The 21,478-nt window shown below is 51.4% G+C and carries 18 protein-coding genes; 14 read left to right on the top strand and 4 right to left on the bottom strand.

Annotated features, from left to right (window positions below; all coding sequences use genetic code 11):
• Positions 1–164 precede the first annotated feature (164 nt).
• The 4 genes from WN56_RS02860 (at position 165) to serS (ending at position 6,261) form a co-directional block, all read left to right on the top strand.
• Positions 165–2,921, top strand: coding sequence for a DNA translocase FtsK 4TM domain-containing protein (locus WN56_RS02860; RefSeq protein ID WP_369795686.1), 2,757 nt, complete (start codon positions 165–167; stop codon positions 2,919–2,921).
• A 16-nt stretch (positions 2,922–2,937) separates the two neighbouring features.
• Positions 2,938–3,567 carry an outer membrane lipoprotein chaperone LolA gene (gene lolA / locus WN56_RS02855; protein ID WP_369795671.1) on the top strand — a complete coding sequence of 210 codons (630 nt, stop codon included), beginning with the start codon at positions 2,938–2,940 and terminating at the stop codon, positions 3,565–3,567.
• A gap of 17 nt (positions 3,568–3,584) precedes the next feature.
• Positions 3,585–4,901 carry a replication-associated recombination protein A gene (locus tag WN56_RS02850; RefSeq protein WP_046073518.1) on the top strand — a complete coding sequence of 439 codons (1,317 nt, stop codon included), beginning with the start codon at positions 3,585–3,587 and terminating at the stop codon, positions 4,899–4,901.
• A gap of 73 nt (positions 4,902–4,974) precedes the next feature.
• Positions 4,975–6,261, top strand: a complete 1,287-nt coding sequence (gene serS / locus WN56_RS02845) for a serine--tRNA ligase (protein WP_046073517.1) — start codon at positions 4,975–4,977, stop codon at positions 6,259–6,261.
• A 42-nt stretch (positions 6,262–6,303) separates the two neighbouring features.
• Here the strand turns inward: serS and WN56_RS02840 are convergent, their stop codons facing one another.
• On the bottom strand, positions 6,304–7,104 hold the full coding sequence (locus WN56_RS02840) for a hypothetical protein (protein ID WP_046073516.1): 801 nt from the start codon (positions 7,102–7,104) through the stop codon (positions 6,304–6,306).
• Positions 7,105–7,349: 245 nt separating this feature from the next.
• Entirely contained in the window at positions 7,350–9,386 is a 2,037-nt protein-coding gene (gene metG / locus WN56_RS02835) for a methionine--tRNA ligase (protein WP_046073515.1), read from the bottom strand.
• Positions 9,387–9,543: 157 nt separating this feature from the next.
• Here metG and apbC point away from each other — a divergent pair, with 157 nt between their 5' ends.
• The 5 genes from apbC (at position 9,544) to WN56_RS02810 (ending at position 15,552) form a co-directional block, all read left to right on the top strand.
• Entirely contained in the window at positions 9,544–10,662 is a 1,119-nt protein-coding gene (gene apbC / locus WN56_RS02830; protein WP_082084409.1) for an iron-sulfur cluster carrier protein ApbC, read from the top strand.
• Positions 10,663–10,803: 141 nt separating this feature from the next.
• A complete protein-coding gene (gene udk, locus WN56_RS02825; protein ID WP_046073514.1) occupies positions 10,804–11,448 on the top strand; it encodes a uridine kinase in 645 nt (214 codons plus the stop codon).
• 118 nt (positions 11,449–11,566) lie between these two features.
• Positions 11,567–12,154: a dCTP deaminase gene (dcd, locus tag WN56_RS02820; protein WP_046073840.1), complete on the top strand. Its 588-nt coding sequence runs from the start codon at positions 11,567–11,569 to the stop codon at positions 12,152–12,154.
• A 124-nt stretch (positions 12,155–12,278) separates the two neighbouring features.
• On the top strand, positions 12,279–14,417 hold the full coding sequence (locus WN56_RS02815; protein ID WP_052708006.1) for an AsmA family protein: 2,139 nt from the start codon (positions 12,279–12,281) through the stop codon (positions 14,415–14,417).
• 52 nt (positions 14,418–14,469) lie between these two features.
• Entirely contained in the window at positions 14,470–15,552 is a 1,083-nt protein-coding gene (locus WN56_RS02810; protein ID WP_046073513.1) for a metal-dependent hydrolase, read from the top strand.
• 40 nt (positions 15,553–15,592) lie between these two features.
• Here the strand turns inward: WN56_RS02810 and cobO are convergent, their stop codons facing one another.
• Positions 15,593–16,183, bottom strand: coding sequence for a cob(I)yrinic acid a,c-diamide adenosyltransferase (gene cobO / locus WN56_RS02805; protein ID WP_046073512.1), 591 nt, complete (start codon positions 16,181–16,183; stop codon positions 15,593–15,595).
• Positions 16,184–16,290: 107 nt separating this feature from the next.
• Between cobO and WN56_RS02800 the strand changes: the two genes are divergently transcribed.
• The 3 genes from WN56_RS02800 (at position 16,291) to WN56_RS02790 (ending at position 17,952) form a co-directional block, all read left to right on the top strand.
• Positions 16,291–17,037: a dienelactone hydrolase family protein gene (locus WN56_RS02800; RefSeq protein WP_231637391.1), complete on the top strand. Its 747-nt coding sequence runs from the start codon at positions 16,291–16,293 to the stop codon at positions 17,035–17,037.
• Positions 17,038–17,056: 19 nt separating this feature from the next.
• On the top strand, positions 17,057–17,359 hold the full coding sequence (locus WN56_RS02795) for a Dabb family protein (RefSeq protein ID WP_046073510.1): 303 nt from the start codon (positions 17,057–17,059) through the stop codon (positions 17,357–17,359).
• A 104-nt stretch (positions 17,360–17,463) separates the two neighbouring features.
• Positions 17,464–17,952, top strand: a complete 489-nt coding sequence (locus WN56_RS02790; protein ID WP_046073509.1) for a low molecular weight protein-tyrosine-phosphatase — start codon at positions 17,464–17,466, stop codon at positions 17,950–17,952.
• A gap of 97 nt (positions 17,953–18,049) precedes the next feature.
• On the opposite strand, the gene WN56_RS02785 is transcribed toward WN56_RS02790, so the two are convergent.
• Complete coding sequence (locus WN56_RS02785) at positions 18,050–18,808, bottom strand: hypothetical protein (protein WP_046073508.1); 759 nt, start codon at positions 18,806–18,808, stop codon at positions 18,050–18,052.
• 367 nt (positions 18,809–19,175) lie between these two features.
• Between WN56_RS02785 and cysB the strand changes: the two genes are divergently transcribed.
• The gene (cysB, locus tag WN56_RS02780; protein ID WP_046073507.1) at positions 19,176–20,153 is read left to right on the top strand and encodes an HTH-type transcriptional regulator CysB; all 978 of its coding nucleotides are present in this window, start codon (positions 19,176–19,178) and stop codon (positions 20,151–20,153) included.
• Between the two features lie 74 nt (positions 20,154–20,227).
• Positions 20,228–21,454 (top strand): methyltransferase, encoded by a 1,227-nt coding sequence (locus WN56_RS02775; protein WP_046073506.1) that lies wholly within the window; start codon positions 20,228–20,230, stop codon positions 21,452–21,454.
• Positions 21,455–21,478 lie beyond the last annotated feature (24 nt).

Here is a 21,478-nt window from a genome sequence, read left to right as displayed (position 1 = left end):
TTTTTTGTGCGGATAGCATAAGATTGTGTGATATCTCGGTAAAGATTTGGCGTAAACATGCATCATGCCTGCCCTCACGGCATGAATGTGATAAAGTCAGGGCAACATGAGCAAGCCTCAAAGTAGGATGAGGAATGCGGTTCAAGAACGGTATTAAACAGGTGATGATGGAGTTTTCTTTACGTCGGGAGCCCAAAGCGGCTCGTGCTAAAGCGCGTTTAGATGGCGTTCAGCGATTAAAAGAGTGTGGGTTTATTCTGGTACTCGCGGCAGCCGTGTTCACCATGGTGGCCCTATTGTCTTTTAATCCGGCCGACCCATCCTGGTCGCAAACTGCCTGGCATGGTGATGTGCACAATGCGGCGGGTGCCATGGGCGCATGGCTCGCCGACAGTCTCTTCTTTTCGTTTGGCATCTTAGCGTATCCGCTGCCACCAGCGGCGATCCTCGGGGGGTGGGTGTTCTTGCGTCGCCGCAGCGACGATGAACCGATTAATTACACTATTATCGGCGCGCGCATATTAGGACTGTTCATCCTGTTTTTAACCAGCTGCTCGTTGGCCGATTTGAATTTTGACGACTTTTGGCATTTTTCCTCTGGTGGCGTGATGGGGGATGTCACCAACAGTTTGGCGCTGCCGCTATTTAACGTATTAGGCACGACCTTGGTGATGCTGTTTGGTTGGGCGGCTGGCTTTACCCTTTTTACCGGTATTTCTTGGTTAACCATTGTTGACCATCTTGGCGCGATGACGCTCAACGGTGTGACGTGGGCGGTGAACCGGATTCGTGGTGACGCGCCGACCGAGTTAGGCGTGCCAGACACCGAGACACAGAGTACCGCAGCCAATGCATCTGAACCCATGGAGCTCAGTGATTTACGTCGCCTGACGCCGTCAGCGCCGGATAAGGCGGAGCGTACTACCAATGATGAGCACACACAGAACCAGGCTGCGTCGCCTATTATTTTTGGTGGACAAGCGCGTTCGGAAACCGATGTACCAGCGACCGATTATTCATCCGCAGACGATGCGGCATCCGTGGCCCATGAGAGCGATCAACCTAGTGAACCGACGCTAGGGCAGTGGGATATCGCGATCGAGCACGAAGTGCCATCTTTCTCGTCATCGGATGTTGAGGTAGAGGACACAGAGGCGATCAGCGCATCAGCGGAGCAAATGAGTGACCACTCGCAAGCGGATGAAGCGCCTTCAGCCTCATCGTCTCGCCACGCCGACACAACCTATGGCAATCAAGATGGACTGTCCGAGCTTGAGCGTGCAGAACAAGCGAGTAGTGGCGCGGATGAGGATGACGATCCCTTCCAAGAAACCATTCGCCAAGCGCAAAAGGCTCAACAGCAGGCGGCGGGGCTCGACCATCCTTTCCTGGTAAAAGATGAGCCGGATTTACCCACGCCGACAGAACCTTTCCCGACCCTCGATCTACTCGATCCCGCTCGTCATACTGCAGAGCAGGCGACGCGTGAAGAGCTTGAGAAGATTGCCCGCTTGGTTGAAGCACGGTTAGAAGATTTTAAAGTCCAGGCGCGAGTGGTTGGCGTGTACCCAGGCCCAGTGATCACCCGTTTTGAGCTCGACTTGGCCCCTGGGGTGAAAGTCTCGCGCATTTCTGGCCTATCCAAAGACTTGGCGCGTGCTTTGTCGACCACGGCAGTGCGTGTGGTCGAAGTGATCCCAGGGAAGCCCTACATTGGCCTTGAACTGCCCAATGAGCACCGGGAGACGGTGTTTATGTCCGAAGTGATTGGAAGCGAACGTTTTAAGAATAGCCACTCGCCTATTTCGGTGGTGCTGGGGAATGATATCGCGGGTGAAGCGATTATCACTGATTTGGGGAAGGCACCACATATGCTGGTGGCCGGTACCACAGGCTCGGGTAAGTCGGTGGGCGTGAACGTCATGCTGGTGAGCATGTTGTATAAAGCCTCACCCGAAGACGTGCGCTTTATCATGATTGACCCTAAAATGCTCGAGCTATCGGTATACGAGGGGATCCCTCACCTGTTAACAGAGGTCGTGACCGACATGAAAGACGCTGGCAATGCCCTGCGTTGGTGTGTTGGTGAGATGGAGCGTCGTTACAAGCTGATGTCGGCGCTTGGGGTGCGAAATCTAAAAGGCTTTAACGAAAAAGTGAAGGCGGCTGAAGCCGCCAATAACCCTATCCCCGATCCGCTCTGGAAACCGGGTGATTCGATGGACGAATCGGCGCCTAAACTCGAGAAATTACCGTATATCGTGGTGGTCGTGGATGAGTTTTCCGATTTGATGATGGTCGTGGGCAAAAAAGTGGAAGAACTGATTGCGCGACTAGCACAAAAAGCGCGGGCAGCGGGGATTCACCTTGTGCTTGCCACTCAGCGTCCGTCCGTTGATGTGATTACAGGCTTAATCAAAGCCAACATTCCAACGCGGATGGCGTTTACGGTGTCTACTAAGACAGATTCACGCACTATCCTCGACCAAGGCGGCGCAGAGTCGTTACTGGGGATGGGTGATATGCTCTTTATGCCCAATGGCTCCAACCACCCCATCCGTGTACATGGCGCTTTTGTCAGTGATGAAGAGGTTCACCGTGTGGTGAATAACTGGAAAGCACGTGGTAAGCCACAGTATCTAGACGAAATAACCAAAGGGGATCAAGGCTCTGATAGCTTGTTGCCGGGTGAAGCACCCTCAGGCGGAGATGGGGAAGAGTTGGACCAGCTTTTCGACCAAGTGGTTGAATTTGTCACCGAGAGCCGCCGAGGCTCTGTCTCTGGTGTGCAGCGCCGGTTTAAAATTGGCTACAACCGTGCGGCGCGTATTGTGGAACAACTGGAAGCACATGGTGTCGTAAGCTCACCAGGCCATAATGGTAATCGCGAAGTCATCGCGCCACCGCCACCCAAAGATTGATCGAATGGAAGGTTTCATGACTCGATTCTCTGCTATCCGCCACCTAATGGTGGTGCTGTCTCTACTTTTTGCATTGTCGGTGCAGGCGAAAACGCAGGCACAACAACACCTGATGGATCGCTTGAGTCAGGTTGACGCCTTTAGTGCGCAATTTTCCCAAACAGTGCAAAGCCCAGAAGGAGAGGTGATTCATCAAGCAAAAGGGCGGTTGGCGATTCAGCGACCAAACTTGTTCAACTGGACCACGACCTCACCCGATGAAACCATCATGATTTCCGATGGCGAGACGCTCTGGTACTACAGCCCATTTGTTGAGCAAGTGACGGCGATGTGGTTGGAGGATGCTACGGCACAAACGCCGTTTGTCCTACTGACACGCAATCAGCCAAGTGATTGGCAGGCTTATCAAATCACCCAAGAGGCTGACACCTTTACCTTAACGCCAAAAACCACAGGCACGATTGGCGAATTTGAAGTCACCGTGAAGCCGGATGGTACCTTGACCGGCTTTACCGTGGTTGAGCAAGATGGGCAACAAAGCCAGTTCACGCTGAGCCAATTTAGCCGACAAGCACCCGCGTCGGACGTGTTTTCGTTTACGCCACCCGACTCAGTGATGATCGACGATCAGCGCCAACCAAGATAATTGCCTCGGAGGTGACTGTGTCGACCTTACCACTTGACTTTGCAGACGATTTCCGCCCACTGGCCGCACGTATGCGGCCACTCACGCTTGACCAGTACATCGGTCAGCGTCATCTTCTCGCCGAGGGTAAACCGCTTCGCCGGGCGATTGAGTCTGGCTCCCTCCATTCGATGATTTTCTGGGGGCCTCCGGGGACCGGTAAAACCACGCTCGCCGATATTGCCGCGCGCCAAGCCAACGCAGAGCTGGAACAAATCTCGGCTGTGACCTCTGGCGTCAAGGAGATCCGAGAGGCGATTGGACGCGCAGAGCAAAACAAGCAAGCTGGTATTCGTACCGTTCTGTTTGTGGATGAAGTGCACCGCTTTAATAAAAGCCAGCAGGATGCGTTTTTGCCCCATGTGGAAGCGGGAACGGTCACGTTTATTGGTGCCACCACGGAAAATCCCTCGTTTGAGCTTAATAACGCGTTGCTATCGCGTGCCCGTGTGTATCGTTTAACCAGCCTTGACGAGAGCGATTTGGAAGCGGTGATTGATCAAGCACTTGCCGACTCACAACGTGGGCTCGGTGAGCAGTCCCTGGTCTTTGATGATGGCGTTAAAAGGGCGTTAACGGCAGCGTGCAGTGGTGATGCACGTATGGCGTTAAACCTACTGGAAATGTTGGCAGACATGGCCGATGGCCAAATCACGATGCCGATGCTTAAAGACGTGGCCGGTGAAAAAGTGGCACAGTTCGATAAGCAGGGGGATGCGTGGTATGACTTGATCTCTGCATTTCACAAATCAGTGCGTGGTTCATGTCCCGATGCCGCGCTGTATTGGTATGCACGCATTGTGAGCGCGGGAGGTGATCCGCTTTACGTGGCAAGACGTTTGTTAGCGATAGCCTCTGAGGATGTCGGTAATGCCGATCCGCGCGCGATGCAGGTGGCATTGAACGCATGGGACTGCTTTACTCGCGTCGGGCCTTCGGAGGGTGAGCGCGCCATTGCACAAGCCGCGGTGTATTTGGCCAGCGCCCCGAAAAGCAACGCGGTGTATACCGCATGGAAACAAGCCTTGCGTGACGCGAAAGACACCGCCAACGCGCCCGTTCCCATGCACCTTCGTAATGCGCCAACAGCATTGATGGAGCAAATGGGACACGGTGATGGCTACCGCTATGCCCACGATGAACCCAATGCGTATGCGGCGGGCGAGCGCTATCTGCCCCCAGAGCTTGGCGAGGCGCGTTACTATCAGCCCGTCAATCGTGGGCTAGAAATTAAAATCGCCGAAAAGCTCGCCTTTCTCGCTGAGCAAGATGCAAAAAGCCCGCAAAAGCGCTAGGCAAATTTACCCTTTTTGGGTAAGGTTTAACTTCGTCAATTTACAGTCAATAACCCGAAAGCACAGGATTAGCATGCTGGATTCCAAATTACTTCGAACTGAGCTGGAAGAAACCGCTCAACAACTCGCTCGTCGTGGCTTTACGCTTGATGTTGACGCTATGCGTGAACTCGAGGAACAACGTAAGGCGCTGCAAATTCGCACCGAACAACTGCAAGCTGAGCGTAATTCCCGATCGAAGTCCATTGGCCAGGCTAAAGCAAAGGGTGAAGACATTGCACCATTGCTAGAAGAAGTATCAAACCTTGGTGATGAATTGGATGCGGCGAAAACGGAGCTCGCGGCACTCCAGCAAAAAGTGAATGACGTGGTCATGAGCGTGCCCAATCTACCTGCGGCCGACGTACCAAGCGGTAAAGATGAATCTGAGAACCAGGAAATATCACGCTGGGGCGAGCCCCGTCAATTTGAGTTCGAGATTAAAGATCACGTCGACCTCGGTGAACTCACCGGTGGCCTTGATTTTGCCAGTGCAGTGAAGCTATCTGGCTCTCGTTTTATCGTGATGAAAGGGCAAATGGCGCGTATGCACCGTGCGCTCACGCAATTTATGCTCGACTTGCACACCAATGAGCACGGTTATACTGAGATGTATGTGCCTTACTTGGTCAATGCGGACAGCTTGTATGGCACCGGTCAGCTGCCGAAATTTGGTGAAGACTTGTTCCACACCCAGCCGGCGACGGAAGAAGGGGTGGGCATGTCGTTGATCCCAACCGCGGAAGTGCCGCTGACGAACATGGTACGTGATGAGATCATCGATGAAGCCGATTTGCCGCTGTGCATGACGGCACACACACCGTGTTTCCGTTCAGAAGCTGGCTCGTATGGTCGCGATACGCGCGGTCTTATCCGTATGCACCAATTCGACAAAGTTGAGTTGGTGAAGGTGGTTAAGCCAGAAGAGTCGATGGAAGCACTTGAATCTTTGACTGCCGATGCAGAAAAGGTGTTACAACTGCTCAATTTGCCATACCGCAAAGTGTTGCTCTGCACAGGCGACATGGGTTTTGGTGCGGCGAAAACCTATGACCTAGAAGTCTGGTTGCCAGCACAAAACACCTATCGTGAGATTTCATCGTGCTCAAACACCATGGATTTCCAAGCTCGCCGTATGCAGGCGCGTTTCCGCCGTAAAGGTGAGAAAAAGCCTGAGCTGTTGCATACCTTGAATGGTTCAGGCTTGGCGGTGGGCCGTACCTTGGTAGCTATTTTGGAAAACTACCAACAAGCAGATGGCCGTATTGAAATCCCTGAGGTATTGCGTCCATACATGGGTGGACAGACTCATATTGGGTAAGTGTTATCGTGTTGCTATTAAGCCGGCCTTGCGCCGGCTTTTTTATTGCTGTGTATGGTTGAATCCTTGATGGTGTGGATCATTGATGGGTGACAGCGTATTGAAGATATCATCTTCTGGTGTAGGAAAGCGGGCGAGCAGTGTAGCCAGAAAGGTGTCGAGTGCATCCAGCATCACGGCGTTAACTTGCTGCGCCAGCGCCAGGCGGCGATTGAGTGACAAGGTGTGTACATCATCAAGCTGTGAGATAACCTGATCTATCTTATCGGTGAATGCATCGCCCAATTCAAGGTCGCGCAGTTGTGCTAAGCGCTTGGTGAGTATTTGTTGTTGTAAACTTAGGGACTGGTGCGCATTGGGCGTTGCGTTCTCCAGTTGTATTGACGCGTAGGAAAAGCGTTGGCGAGCTTGAAGGAGCTCTAACACGGCATACCAAATTTGTTGGTAAGACGAGAGCGTGTGGTCATCACCACAGGCAATTAACACCGGCGGGATGGCTTCATCCACCAAGTACGCTAGGTGCTGCAAGGCGCGGTTTTTCATCTTGGCCTGGGTCACATCATCATATTGTGGCAAGGCGTGAAGGTGATGGAAAAAAAGCCGATACATTGGCTTTTGCGCATGGGGTGCCAAGTGGTGTAACTGACGTGTTTGATCCAGCAATCGTTGATAGTCATACGGATCGACGCGCGGTTGGGTGGCGAGGTAACCTGCATGCTGGAGCAAAGCCCGTAACTCATGCAGTTGATGCAATCGCCAATCCGGTCGTTGACGATACACGATGACCGCCACCACGCTAGCGATCCCGAGTGCTAAAATCCCTATCATGACTAACCACCCCATATGCTCTCCTTGCTATGGCTTCCGCGTATACAGAGCGGAGCATGAAGCATGCCAAAATTGAGAGGTTAATCACGCCTTGTAGCGCAATGACTGGCGCGTGGATGTGCTCTTACTACGCACCTTACTTGGGCGTGATTGCTCACTCGTAGTGCAGGGGAGAATCGATGGATGGCACCCATTGGACAAAAAAAGAGCCCGACTGGGCTCTTTATTCTCTGCTTGTGCAAATTGACGAGGCAGCAAGGTTACATGACCCGCATACCTGGCTGGGCGCCCTCATGAGGCTCTAAGATCCAAATCTCTTTCCCGCCAGGGCCGGCCGCTAAAATCATGCCTTCTGACATGCCAAACTTCATCTTTCTTGGTTTTAAATTGGCGACCATCACGGTGTGCTTGCCCACCAGATCTTCCGGCTTGTAGGCCGATTTGATCCCAGAGAAAACCTGACGTGTTTCACCGCCAATATCGAGCTTGAATTTGAGCAGTTTATCCGCTTTTGGCACGGCTTCACACTCAAGGATTTTAGCGACACGAAGATCGACTTTAGCAAAATCACCAAATTCGATTTCATCCGCGAGTGGTTCATCGGCAAGTGGCCCTTGCGCGCTTGCTTTCGCTGCTTCTTCAGTCGCGACATCTTCTTTGCTGTCAGCAATCATGGCATCGACCGCTTTTGGATCAATTCGGTTAAATAGCGCCTTGAACTTGGTGATTTGATGGCCAGTCAGCGGGGTCGCAATGCTCTCCCACGTTAAGGTGTCGTTTAAAAAGCCTTCCGCACGCTCGGCCAGTTTTGGCATCACAGGTTTTAGGTAGGTCATCAGCACTCGGAACAAGTTAATACCCACCGAGCAAATCGCTTGCAGTTCGGCGTCTTTACCGTCTTCTTTGGCGATGACCCAAGGGGCTTTCTCGTCGACGTATTGATTCGCTTTATCGGCGAGCGCAATGATCTCACGGATCGCTCGGTTAAACTCGCGTGCCTCGTAGAGTTCCCCTATGTGCTCGGCTTTATCGATAAAGGTTTGATAAAGCTCAGGCTCAGAGCAAACGGGCGACAGCTGGCCGTCAAAGCGTTTGCTGATAAAACCCGCGTTGCGAGAGGCCAAGTTGACCACTTTGTTGACAATGTCGGTATTCACACGCTGGATAAAGTCATCCAAGCTTAAATCGAGATCATCAATACGGCTGTTGAGCTTGGCGGCGTAGTAATAGCGTAAGCATTCGGGATCAAGGTGTTTTAAGTAAGTGCTCGCTTTAATGAATGTCCCTTTCGACTTGGACATTTTCGCGCCATTGACGGTGACATAACCGTGCACGAAGACGTTATTTGGCTTGCGGAAACCGGCACCGTCGAGCATGGCGGGCCAGAACAAACTATGGAAATAAACAATGTCTTTGCCGATAAAGTGATATAGCTCGGTGTCGCTGTTGGCTTTCCAATACTCGTCGAAGTCGATGTCGCCGCGTTTGTCACAGTAGTTTTTAAATGACCCCATATAGCCAATCGGCGCATCAAGCCAAACGTAGAAAAACTTGCCGGGTTGATCAGGAATTTCGAAACCAAAGTAAGGGGCATCACGTGAGATATCCCACTGCTGAAGGCCGGTTTCGAACCACTCATTCATTTTGTTGGCAATTTCACTTTGCAGTGAGCCGGACTTTGTCCACTCATTTAGCATTTGCTCAAATTGCGGCAAATCGAAGAAGAAGTGCTCAGAGTCACGCATTACGGGCGTGGCGCCACTCACCGCTGAGTGTGGGTTAATCAGCTCTGCTGGGGTATAGGTCTCACCACAGTTGTCACAGTTGTCACCGTACTGATCGTCGGCGTGACATTTTGGACACTCGCCTTTGACAAAGCGATCCGGCAAGAACATTTCTTTTTCCGGATCAAACAGCTGAGAGATCGTACGGCTGGTGATGTAACCTTTATCGCGGAGCTGAGTATAAATAAACGAGGCGAGCTCACGGTTTTCATCACTGTGGGTGCTGTGATAGTTATCGAAGCTGATATCAAAGCCATCAAAGTCGGCTTGGTGCTCTTGTTGCACGCCAGCGATCATGGCTTCTGGCTCGACACCCATTTGCTGTGCTTTCAACATAATGGGGGTGCCGTGGGCATCGTCGGCACAAATAAAGTGAGTCGTGTTGCCACGTAGGCGCTGATAGCGCACCCATACATCTGCTTGAATATGCTCGAGCATGTGGCCCAAATGAATTGAGCCGTTCGCATAAGGCAGCGCACAGGTCACCAGAATTTTCCGTGGGTTTGCAGCCATAATCTTGTTTGTTCGCTCTTATGATATGAATGGAATGATTGCGGAAATCTTACCTGATACGATATGCCTTGCCTAGTGCAGGCCGTGAGTGAGGCTGTTTATCCGTTAAACGTTAGCTATCCGGCCTAATATATTTTAATCAATGGGATGGTGATGCATGTTGTTTGGCTCTAAAAAGAAAAAAGCACAAAAACAAAAAAAAGACACGGCCGCCCCGCTGACCAATGTGGATGATGCCGTGAGTCTATTGAATCAGTTTTCACATCCGCGTTTGGTGGAGCAGTGGGCAAGCCAACCACATTGGGTGAGCGTGACTGAACACGGCTTTAAAGTGACGTTTCCATTTGCAGCGGCGTCAGTGATGCAGGCGCTCAATGACTGGCTGAATGCCCTGTCGACGACATTGGCGCAGCAGTTTCAACTGACACAGAGAGTGGCGCCGTTAAAAAGTGGTGATAAGTCGCCCGTCAAAGGGGTGAAAAACCTGTTAGTGGTGAGCTCGGCCAAAGGCGGTGTGGGTAAATCGACGACGGCGGTCAATTTGGCACTGGCACTGCAGGCGGAAGGGGCATCGGTGGGCATTGTCGATGCGGATGTGTATGGCCCATCGCTCCCGATTATGCTCGGCGCTAAAGACAGCGAGCCGCAAACCCATGATGGCAAATTGATGGAGCCTGTGATGCGTCATGGCATTGCCTCTAATTCAATTGGTTACCTGGTGCCCGCTGATAATGCCACTGTGTGGCGTGGGCCAATGGCCTCGAAAGCCTTTGCTCAATTGATCAATGAAACCCGCTGGCCCGAACTTGATTATTTGGTAGTTGATATGCCACCAGGCACCGGTGACATTCAGCTTAGCTTGGCGCAGCAGTTTCCGGTGACGGGAGCGATGGTGGTTACCACGCCACAAGATCTCGCACTGGCTGATGCGATTAAAGGCGTGGCGATGTTTGAGAAAGTACAGGTGCCGGTTCTCGGGGTAATTGAAAACATGAGCTACCATATTTGCTCACAATGCGGTCATCATGAAGCGATTTTTGGTACTGGTGGTGCAGCGAAAATGGCTCGTGAGCAAGGCGTGCCAGTGTTAGCTCAAGTGCCGCTTCATGTCGCGATTCGTGAGGACATAGACGCAGGCACACCGAGTATGGTGGCGCGTCCTGACAGCGAGCATGCTGCTGTCTATCGCCAAATGGCCGCCACCGTCGCCAGTCAGCTTTATTGGCAAGGGGAAACGCGCCCTGAACAAATAAGCGTACAAACGGTGTCGCCCTGATTGAGCAACGTGCAGCTATCGCAGGCTTAAAGCAGCGGGTCAGTCAGGGAAGCGTGATTTTCTCTGGCGCCAGCGGCTTCAACTCCCTATAATCAGGCGGTTTATGTAGATTCCGCCAAGCTTCCTCTGGGTATTCATATTATGAGTGACAACAACCACCAATGCGTTATTATCGGCATAGCAGGTGCCTCTGCTTCCGGTAAAAGCCTGATCGCTAGCACCATTTATAAGGAATTAAAGGAAAAAGTCGGCGATCATCAAATCGGCGTGATCACGGAAGATAGATATTACCGAGATCAAAGCCATCTCAGCATGGAAGAGCGCGTACAAACCAACTATGACCATCCACAAGCGCTAGACCATGACTTGCTTTGCGAGCACCTAGAAAGCCTCGCGGCGGGTCAGTCTGTCGATGTGCCTGTGTACAGCTACTCAGAGCATACCCGCATGGATGAAACCACCGCCATGACACCCAAAAAGGTGATCATTTTGGAAGGGATCCTGTTGCTAACCGATCCACGCCTGCGCAATCTGATCCATGCCAGCGTCTTTATGGATACTCCCCTTGATATTTGCTTGTTGCGCCGCATGAAACGTGATGTGGCTGAACGTGGCCGCACCATGGACTCCGTGATGGAACAATATCAGAAGACGGTCCGCCCTATGTTTATGCAGTTTATTGAGCCGTCAAAGCAATATGCCGATATTATCGTGCCACGCGGAGGTAAAAACCGCATTGCGATTGATGTGTTAAAAGCGCATATCGCGCGATTACTGAAAGCCTGATTTGGGTATGATGGTTTCACTGACCTCAATCTCGCTGCTTTTTATGCAGTGGACAACAAGCTAAATGAATGCGGTGCGTGAATGTATCGCTCCATCTATTAACCGTGAGGACTATCCGATGCGACTATGCGACAGGCATATCAAAGAACACCTTGATGATGGCCGCATCAAAATTGAGCCGCGTCCGGCAGAGGCGTCGATTTCTGGTGTGACGGCGGATGTGACGTTGGGCAATCAATTCCGGGTGTTTAATGACCACGGCGCAGCATTTATCGATCTGTCTGGCCCGAAAGAAGAGGTCAATGCCCAGCTTGAACGTGTGATGAGTGATGAAATTGAGATTGCTGATGGTGAGGCTTTTTATCTTCATCCAGGCCAGCTCGCGCTTGCTGTCACGCATGAAGCGGTGACCTTGCCTGACGATATCGTCGGCTGGCTTGATGGCCGCTCGTCGTTGGCACGTTTAGGGCTGATGGTGCATGTGACTGCGCACCGGATTGACCCGGGCTGGTCGGGCCGTATTGTGCTGGAGTTCTATAACAATGGTCGTTTGCCCTTGGCGCTACGACCCGGTATGCCGATTGGTGCGTTAAGTTTTGAGCCTATGTCGGGCGCGGCTGATAAGCCGTATAACAAACGCGACAACGCAAAGTATAAAAATCAGCAAGGGGCAGTTGCCTCTCGCATTAGCCAAGACAAGGTTTAACGATTGCAATGCGCCTACGGGCGCATTTTTTTGTTAACGTGGAACCCGATCGCGAAATCATGGTCGATAATGCGGGTATCTCTCGTAAGTGGTATCGCCTGTTACGCACAAGGAGCATCTTGCAATGATAAAAAAAATCGCCCTTACTCTCGCTGTTTTGGTGGTGGTCGTCATGGGTGGCATCGCCGCTTTGCTCGCCACCATTAATCCTAACCAGTTTAAGCCATTGTTGGTCGAGCAAGTTAAAAAACAGACAGGCTATGACATGGTGATCGGTGGCGACATTGCTTGGCAGTTTTGGCCAAGTTTGGGTTTTTCAATCGAGGATGTCGCGATAAAAAATCGCCCCGGCTTTGATGAACCCGATTTGATGCGCTTATCTCAAGCCCGCCTCTCTGTCGATGTGTTGCCTTTGATGTCGCAAACCTTGCAGATCGGCGAAATTACATTGCAAGACCCACATGTGTTTATTCAAACCCTGAGTAATGGGGAGAGTAACCTCATCGCGACATCGCCGACGGCTGAGCCTCAAGCTGAGCCAGCGCCACAATCAGGCACATCCGCTGATAGCACGAGCACCGAGGCAAAGGCGTGGAACGTATCGCTACAAGGGCTCAGTGTGGCCAACGCGAGTGTGGTCGTCAAAGATGACCAAGCGGGCACCATGACAGCGTTGCGCGATGTGGATCTTGAGGTGGGCAATCTGGCGACGGATGTGTGGACGCCACTGTCACTGTCGTTGCGCGGCGAGCAAAATGACGCTCGCGTTGAGCTGGAAGGTCAAGGTGAGTTGAAATTGGCCAGTGACCTGATACAAAGCCAGATGCGCAAACTGGCGTTGACGCTCTCCGCCGAGCAAGGTGCACTGACCCTAGAACAAGCGAACCTCACCCTCGATCGTTTGGCGCTGGGTGAGGCGGCGCAGTTGGGCTTTAATATCAACGCGCAAACCGCAGACATCGACGTTGAAAGCTCGGGGCAAGCCCAGGTCACTATCGCAACGACGCAAGATAAGATCACGGTTCAGGGGTTAGACATGCTCACGACGGTGTCTGGCGAGCCTATCCCCAACCAGTCGCTTAGCCAAGCGCTAGCCGCTGATATTGTGTTTGACATCAACCAGCAAACGTTGACGGTCAGTGAATTGATCAGCCGATTAAACGACGATGATGTTGTGGTGGATGGCAAAGTGGCAGTTAAATTGACTGAGATCCCCCAAGTCCGCTTTGCGCTGAATACCAACCACATTGACCTCGATACGCTGATACCGACAGACAATGCAGCGCCTAATCAATCTGCAAACGATAGTGAATCTGGCTCTAATGATAAATCCAGCCCGAGTACGCAAGCGGCGCCACTGAGCAAAGAAGAGCCTGATTTGAGTGTGTTGAAGACGCTAGATATTGCCGGATCACTGGCAATGAAAGGGCTTACTGTGAGTAACGTTACCTTAGGGCAAACACGCGCGACGGTGGCCATCGACCGTGGCAAGGTCGACGTGTCAGAGCTGACGACGCAAGCCTATGAAGGCAGCGTGGTTGTGCAAGGGATGTTAGATGCTACGCAAACGCCCGCTCGCTATCAGGTGAGTAAAAAAGCACGTGGGATCCAAGTGCTTCCGCTGCTGGAAGATGCTGCCCAGGTTGATCTTTTAGAGGGTAAGGGTAACGTCGATATCAATGTACAGGGCAAAGGTTTGTCGCCGTATGCATTGCGTCAAGCGATTCAAGGCAGTGTCGCTATTTTCTTCGAAGATGGCGCGATTAATGGGATAAACTTGGCGCAGATGCTCAGAGAGGCGAAAGCGACGCTGAAAGGTGAGTCGGCAGCGGCCGCCAATGAAGTACGTAAAACAGACTTTAGCGCACTCACTGCGAGCTTTACCTTAGGTAACGGCATGGCTCGCACCACCGACTTACTGTTGGAAGCGCCCGCGCTTCGGGTACGTAGTGACGGACAAACCGATCTGTTACAAGAGACACTCGATTTTAATGTCTATACCTCGGTGGTTGAGACTAGTAAAGGCCAGGGCGGTAAAGATATTGATGAACTGCGTGATGTCACCATCCCAGTGACGGTGGCCGGTACCTGGCAATCGCCGAGCTATAAACTAGACATTAAGCAGCTACTCAGCAGTAATAACGCGTTGGAAGAAAAAGCCCGCAAAGAGGCGCAACGAGGGTTGAAAAAGCTACTGGGTGATAAAGCGGATGACGATAAGGTCAAAGAGACGGCAGATAAACTCCTTAATCTATTTCAGTGATCGGCTGACAAGCTATCGGGCTATCTAATGCAAAGCCATTAAAGGACGTTTTATGGATTCTGTCACGCAAGCAGCGTTGGGCGCCACTGTCGCGGGCCTAGTTGCCGGTAAACGCTGCTCTCCGAAAGTGCTACTGGCGGGCGCAGCCCTCGGAACCTTACCGGATCTGGATGTATTGATTGATTACGGCGACCCGGTGGCGAATACCGTGAATCATCGTGGCTTCAGCCACTCGTTGTTTGTGTTGCCTTGGGTCGGTGCACTCATTGCATGGTGCTGGTGGCGCTGGCAGCGTCAGTGGCCACTTTGGCAAGTGATGACGCTAGTCATCGCGGTGCTTGTCACCCATCCATTGCTCGATGCAATGACGGTATATGGGACCAAGCTATTTTGGCCGCTTGAGGTGCCATCGGTAGCGGTGGCGAGTCTGTTTATTATCGATCCCCTGTATACGGTGCCTCTACTGGTTGCGCTCATCAGCGCATTGGTATGGCGCCATCTTGGAGCCAAGGCATGTGGTGTTGGGTTGATGGTCTCGAGCCTTTACTTGGCCAGCTCTGTGTACCAGCTCCAACAAATAAAAAACCGTGTTGCCGAACAAACACAAGGAACCTTGCTGGAAGGCCAGCCGTTAATCATTATGCCAACGCCGTTTAATACCTTACTGTGGCGTGTGGTCGTCAGTGGCGAAGAGCAATACTGGGAGGGGTTAGCCTCACGACTTGATGCCAACCCGTCAATTGATTGGGTGGCGCAGCCTCTAGGAGAGTGGCCATTGGCCAACTCTGATACCCTCAGCGCTCTGCGGACGTTTTCACGTAATTTTATTCGCTTTGAAAACCGAAACGGGCAGCAGGTAGTCACCGACTTGCGCTTTGGTGTGGCCGCCTATCAGCCGTTCCAGTTTTTGCTTGCAGAACAAAATACAGACGGGGACTGGTACCTTGTGTCGCCCAAACAACTTGAGCCTGGCCCGTTGCCCGAGACCGCGCTACCCGCGTTGTGGCAACGTTTGTTGGGCGATCAATCGATTGACGCTAAACTCTGCCGGCAGTCGTGTCAGCAAACTGACCCGCGTTGGGCCGAGCCCATCTCATCTGCCGCCTTACCGGCGACGGCCTCTGAAAAACAATGAGCGCACGCCGTACACACGCATTGTCCCACGTTGTCAAAGCTTACCAATCAATGCCTTGGCGCGCTTTAATGCCGGCATCAAACGCATGTTTGACATTGCGAACTTCAGAGACAGTATCGGCGATTTCGATTAAACGACGGTGAGCGCCTCGACCCGTGATCAGCACAGACTGCTCACTTGGGCGTTGGCTAATTGCATCGATGACATCGTCCAGGTCAATGTAGCCATAGGTGATCATATAGGTGATTTCGTCCAGGACGACCAAATCATAACTAGGATCGCTGAGCATGGTTTTGCATGCTGACCAGATTTTTTGTGCGGCTTGCGTGTCGGCCGTTTTATCTTGGGTATCCCAGGTAAACCCTGTATTCATCACATGAAAGTCCACGCCATGCTGACTGAGTAAGTCTCGCTCACCACATGCCCATGTTCCCTTGATATACTGCGCCACCCCGCATTTGAAACCATGGCCTGCCGCGCGTGCGACAGTGCCAAAAGCGGATGTTGATTTGCCTTTGCCGTTGCCTGTAATAATAAGAAATAGCCCTTTTTCTTGTTGTGCGGCGTCAATCCGAGCATCGACTTTTTCTTTCAGTTTTTGCTGGCGCTGTTGATGACTGTGTTCTGACATGTGATTTCCAACCTTTGGTTAACTTAGGTCTATAGTAAAGGGACGATAGGGTGGATGCCACCCATGACATTCTGGCCACAAACCGACGGCCCCAGCCAAAGGACGCTATGATGATAAAAGGAACGCACGCTCTTATTGCTTTGTTGGCTCTATGTTCGCTGCCTGCTGTGGCGGGTAAACAGATAGGTTATCAGTTAGACGGGGAGGCATTTTCCGGCTACCTAGCTACCCCTGCCTCTTTTGAGAAAGGCAGTGTGGTGATTATTCATGACTGGGATGGGCTAACGGACTACGAACGTCAACGTGCGGATATGCTGGCAAACTTGGGCTATCGTACGTTTGCATTAGACATGTTTGGCGCCGGGAATCGACCGACCAGCCTAGAGGCGAAGAAAGCGGCGACTCGTTCACTGTATGAAGACAGAGTGCGGATGCGCGAACTGATTGAAGCAGGGATGAGTGCCGCGCAATCGCAAGGTGTGACGCAGCCAGTAGTGGCTGGCTATTGTTTCGGTGGCACGGTGACGTTAGAGCTTGCACGCAATCCAGGCAATATGCCTGTCAGTGGCTACGCGAGTTTTCATGGCGGTTTGGGCACGCCAGATGGCCAAGGCTATTCAGAGGACATTGCGCCACTGTTTATTGCTCATGGTGGGGCGGATAAAGCGGTGCCCATGGCAGATTTTGCGACCTTTATACAAACGCTAGAGCAGGCGGGTGTCGATTACTGGTCGCAAGTGTATGGTGGGGCGCCGCATGCGTTTACCGTATTTGGCTCGGAGAGGTACCGTGAAAAAGCTGATAAAAAGTCTTGGCAGGCGTTTAAAACGTTTTTGACGGATCGGATGGAATAGTGACACGAGGAGAAAAGAAATGATTCGTCATGTATTGCTTGTTCGTTTTACCGCTAACGCGCGCGATGATCAGATCCAAGCATTGAAAGATAAATTTGAATCAATGCCTAGCGTCATTGATGGCGTTGGGTCGGTCGAATGGGGAGAAAACAACAGTCCAGAAGGTAAAGACCAAGGCTACACGCATGTGATTGTGATGACGTTTCGTGATAGTGCTGCGCGGGAGCGCTATTTACCGCATCCTGAACATGAGGCGCTAAAAGCGATATTTCGTCCTATCCTGGAAGACATTATTGTTGTGGATTATTCCGTGCCAGCATAGGTGCTGACAAACTGCCCTATCACCGAGTGTTACCTGCCTCACTATAGGCAGTGCTTAGCCTTATTGGTAATCTGAGGGCTTATCAATAAGGAGGTTTGACGCTGATGACAACTGATAATCAAAGGCCCAGTGTTTTGGTGGTGTGCTTGGGTAATATCTGTCGTTCGCCCACCGCAGAAGCCGTATTACGTGCTCGCGCACAGGCGCGAGGCTTGGCAGTCGATATTGATTCGGCGGGCACGGCAGGTTATCACCAGGGTAACCCGCCTGATAGACGTAGCCAAGCGGCAGGGCAGGCGAGAGGCTACTCGTTTGAAGGTATTCGAGCGCGCCAGGTCGGCCCCGCAGACTTTGTGTATCATGACATGATTCTGGCAGCCGATGAGAGCAACCTGGCTGACTTGCAAGCACAATGCCCACCCGAGCACCAAGGCAAGCTGTCTTTATTTCTCCACTGGGGCGAGCATACCGAGGGGCCGATCCCCGACCCTTATTATGGTGGCCCTGACGGCTTTGAGCGGGTGTTAGACTTGCTTGAACAAGCGGCAGATGGGGTGCTGAATCATATTGAAGCGCATCTTTTGCCTCGATAGTTGAGAGAGTGCGCGTCTAGGATGAACGCATGGATGGGAAGAATAAGCAAAAGGCGCGTGATGAACGCGCCTTTGTTTTAAGCCTACGTGAGCTGACTTACCATTTCTTTTTCGGTGCAAACAACTCGTCTAGATCGCTTCTTTCTTCTTCTTGCTCCGACTGGAGTTTTTCATGGCCCGTATTCAGTGTATGGGTAATATCGCTATGCATTTGCTCTAAATGCTTTTTCATCTCTTGCGAGTAATCATCGGTTTTGGGCGAGACCACATCAATGGCTTTTTTCAATAACTGCTGAGCGGTGCCCATTTGCCCTTTTTGCTTGGCGTCATTGGCACGCTTAATCACATTCTCAATATTGATTTTAAGTTGCATCTTTTCCAAGCGTGCGTTCTCAGCCACAAACGCTTGCGTCGCTAGTCGTCCCTTAGAGTGCTCTGCTTTCACCACGGAGCGCAGACGTTTTACTAACTTGAGCATCGAAATCGCTTGTCGATCGTTATCTGGCACTTTAAAGGAAGTCGACTCGCGGTTTGAGTAACTATGTTTGATTTGATCGATCTGCGCTTGCGTCGCACTAATACGTTGCTTGATGGATTTATCGGAATCATCAATCTCGTACATGGCTTTCAAAGAATCTAGGATCTTCTTATTCAAGCAAACCAACAGCGTCCCGCTATATGGCAGATTATGTGCATTACCAATCAGCTCTTCAGTGGCGTCAATCACTGCAATGTGCTTAGCCATCTCTTGGCGCTTGTGAGATTCAATTTGCTTACGTTGTTGAGCCAATATGTTGTAGCCGACAATCAGGCCGAGCAATATGACACAAAGGCCAGCTATCAAGGCAATATTCATAATTCAGCGTCGATGTTCCTTGTAATAAACTCAACTGGTTAAGATACACGATCTCAACCGACAGAGATAGCATCAATCAAGGATGGAGGCAGCATGAGTGATCCGCCTCTAACTCTGCACATTACGTCCGATTCGCATGCGCTGATCATAGTGTGGCCCATAATCGTGCACTTGGCGATAAACTGGTTGAAATAATCGGATTTTAGCGATTGGGCAATACCCTATTTGTTCACCAAATTGCTTAGTGAATGTGCAATCGCTAACGTTTATATAACCAAAGCCTATTAAATAGTCTAATTTGGGTATATAAATAATCTATCACAACCCAATGCTGTCACTTAACCCATGAGGCTCGCGCGTCTGCACTATGAAATTACAACAGCTTAGATATATCGTTGAGGTCGTCAACCACAACCTAAATGTGTCTGCGACCGCAGAGAGTTTGTATACCTCTCAGCCTGGGATCAGTAAACAAGTCCGATTACTAGAAGACGAACTAGGCGTGCAAATATTTGAGCGCAGTGGCAAACACCTTACCCAAGTCACTCCTGCTGGTGAGGCCATTGTGGAAATATCTCAAAGTATTTTGTCTCGGGTTGAAAGCATTAAAGCGGTGGCGAGTGAACATACTCATCCAGAAATGGGAAATCTCAATATTTCCACCACCCACACACAGGCACGATATGCACTGCCCGATGTGATCAAAGCATTTACTGCCCGCTACCCTAAAGTCTCTTTGCATATGCATCAGGGAACGCCGACGCAGATCTCCAGCTCGGTCGCCAAAGGCACATCAGATTTTGCTATCGCGACCGAAGCTTTCCACCTCTATGAAGACTTAGTGATGCTGCCGTGTTACCACTGGAATCGTTCGATTATTGTGACGCCTGATCACCCACTGGCACAGAAAAAAAACAATATCACCATTGAGGATTTAGCGGCCTATTCTCTTGTGACCTATGTCTTCGGTTTTACCGGGCGTTCAGAGTTGGATGAGGCGTTCCATCGCGCCAACCTCACTCCCAAGATTGTATTTACCGCCACAGACGCGGACGTAATCAAAACCTATGTGAAGTTAGGGTTAGGGGTTGGCGTTATCGCCAGTATGGCGATGGATAGCCAAGCTGACTCGGATCTGGTCGCCATTGACGCTAGCCATATTTTTGGTGCTAGCACGACCAAAATTGGATTTCGTAAAGGCACCTTCCTTCGCAGCTACATGTATGACTTTATTGAACGCTTCGCCCCACACCTGACGCGCAATATGATAGATAAAGCTGTGGCTCTGCGTTCAAACGAAGAAATTGATGCCATGTTTAAGGACATTCCGCTGCCAATTCGCTAAACTGCCCGTGTACGACAAGGCTGCGTCAAGCAGCCTTTTTTGATCACGCTTTTATTCAAGTCCTGATAGCAGCCATGTCTTCCGTCTCTTTTCAGCAACAGTTCACTCAATTAACCCAACTTCTTACCCAGTTTCAATGGCTATGGCAACCGATGCCAATGGCACATAGATGTTTACCGTGGCAGGAAGAAGACGCATTGTGCGCTTGGCTGGCCAGCTTGGATTATTCCCAGATAACAGCACTCAAGGCAGCACCTGAAGTTGTGATTACCCAGTTGTCGAGCTGGTGGCCTGCGTTGGCGCCATTGACCGAACTGACTGCTGTACCGCAGGCGAGTACGACCAAGGTGGGTGTGGATCCGCGGTTGGCGGTAGGGGTTCCGGGAAGAAAGTGGGCGCAAATCGAGGCATACATTGGTGCGGTTCCCACTCACGGGGAGACGGTACGCTATCTCGAATGGTGTGCCGGAAAAGGGTATCTCGGGCGTGCCATCTCATCGGTGACCGGTAAACCGGTTGAGAGTATCGAATGGCAAAAAGCACTTTGTGATCAAGGACAAGCGTTTGCACAGCGCAACGCCCTCGCGATGCGATTTTATCCCTTAGATGCCATGGACACGGAGGCGGCCGCTGTGATGGCCGGTTGTGACCACGGATTAGCGTTACATGCCTGCGGCGACTTGCATGTAACGCTCCTGCAAAAAGCAGTGACGTGCGGTATGCCGCGTCTATCCGTCTCTCCATGTTGCTATCAGCTGATTCGGGGGGAGATTTATCAGCCACTCTCGGATGTCGCCCAGAATACGGGAATGCGGCTGACAAAAGCTGACCTTAAACTTGCCGTCCAAGAATCGGTGACTGGCGGACAGCGAGTGCGTCGCCAACGGGAACAGGAAGTTATTTATCGCTTAGGCTTTGATGAATGGCAGCGAGACTGGCAAAACCAGGATCATTACTTGCCATTACCTGCACTGAAAAAATCACAACTTAGCCAAGGGTTTGCGGAATTCTGTCGTTGGGGTGCGGCACAAAAAGGGCTCTCGTTACCCGATGATTTCGATGTGGATGGCTACTTTCGGTGCGGGGAGGTGCGCTTTTCCATTCTCGAACAAATCAACGTCGTTAAGAGCGCTTTTCGCCGAGCAATGGAAATATGGCTGGTGTTGGACAGGGTGTTATATCTTGAGCAACACGGATACTCGGTGAGTCTGATGCAGTTTTGTGAGCGTGAATTGACGCCTCGCAATCTATTGATCCATGCTGAAATGATTAATGCGCCCAGCACACCAGCTCATCCTTGACGTGTTACGCGCGGTGAACAAGTG

Source organism: Salinivibrio sp. KP-1 (assembly GCF_000968645.1).
Classification (GTDB): Bacteria; Pseudomonadota; Gammaproteobacteria; order Enterobacterales; family Vibrionaceae; genus Salinivibrio; species Salinivibrio siamensis.
Note: the sequence above shows the minus strand (reverse complement) of the source record. Positions and strands in the feature narration are given on the sequence as shown.

What these genes read in the sequence shown, in the direction of transcription:
- metG (WP_046073515.1), bottom strand. Translation starts at nt 9,386, where the DNA reads ATGGCTGCAAACCCACGGAAAATTCTGGTGACCTGTGCGCTGCCTTAT.
- apbC (WP_082084409.1), top strand. Translation starts at nt 9,544, where the DNA reads ATGTTGTTTGGCTCTAAAAAGAAAAAAGCACAAAAACAAAAAAAAGAC.
- WN56_RS02840 (WP_046073516.1), bottom strand. Translation starts at nt 7,104, where the DNA reads ATGGGGTGGTTAGTCATGATAGGGATTTTAGCACTCGGGATCGCTAGC.
- udk (WP_046073514.1), top strand. Translation starts at nt 10,804, where the DNA reads ATGAGTGACAACAACCACCAATGCGTTATTATCGGCATAGCAGGTGCC.
- lolA (WP_369795671.1), top strand. Translation starts at nt 2,938, where the DNA reads ATGACTCGATTCTCTGCTATCCGCCACCTAATGGTGGTGCTGTCTCTA.
- serS (WP_046073517.1), top strand. Translation starts at nt 4,975, where the DNA reads ATGCTGGATTCCAAATTACTTCGAACTGAGCTGGAAGAAACCGCTCAA.
- WN56_RS02785 (WP_046073508.1), bottom strand. Translation starts at nt 18,808, where the DNA reads ATGAATATTGCCTTGATAGCTGGCCTTTGTGTCATATTGCTCGGCCTG.
- WN56_RS02860 (WP_369795686.1), top strand. Translation starts at nt 165, where the DNA reads ATGATGGAGTTTTCTTTACGTCGGGAGCCCAAAGCGGCTCGTGCTAAA.
- WN56_RS02810 (WP_046073513.1), top strand. Translation starts at nt 14,470, where the DNA reads ATGGATTCTGTCACGCAAGCAGCGTTGGGCGCCACTGTCGCGGGCCTA.
- cobO (WP_046073512.1), bottom strand. Translation starts at nt 16,183, where the DNA reads ATGTCAGAACACAGTCATCAACAGCGCCAGCAAAAACTGAAAGAAAAA.
- cysB (WP_046073507.1), top strand. Translation starts at nt 19,176, where the DNA reads ATGAAATTACAACAGCTTAGATATATCGTTGAGGTCGTCAACCACAAC.
- WN56_RS02815 (WP_052708006.1), top strand. Translation starts at nt 12,279, where the DNA reads ATGATAAAAAAAATCGCCCTTACTCTCGCTGTTTTGGTGGTGGTCGTC.
- WN56_RS02775 (WP_046073506.1), top strand. Translation starts at nt 20,228, where the DNA reads ATGTCTTCCGTCTCTTTTCAGCAACAGTTCACTCAATTAACCCAACTT.
- WN56_RS02790 (WP_046073509.1), top strand. Translation starts at nt 17,464, where the DNA reads ATGACAACTGATAATCAAAGGCCCAGTGTTTTGGTGGTGTGCTTGGGT.
- WN56_RS02795 (WP_046073510.1), top strand. Translation starts at nt 17,057, where the DNA reads ATGATTCGTCATGTATTGCTTGTTCGTTTTACCGCTAACGCGCGCGAT.
- dcd (WP_046073840.1), top strand. Translation starts at nt 11,567, where the DNA reads ATGCGACTATGCGACAGGCATATCAAAGAACACCTTGATGATGGCCGC.
- WN56_RS02800 (WP_231637391.1), top strand. Translation starts at nt 16,291, where the DNA reads ATGATGATAAAAGGAACGCACGCTCTTATTGCTTTGTTGGCTCTATGT.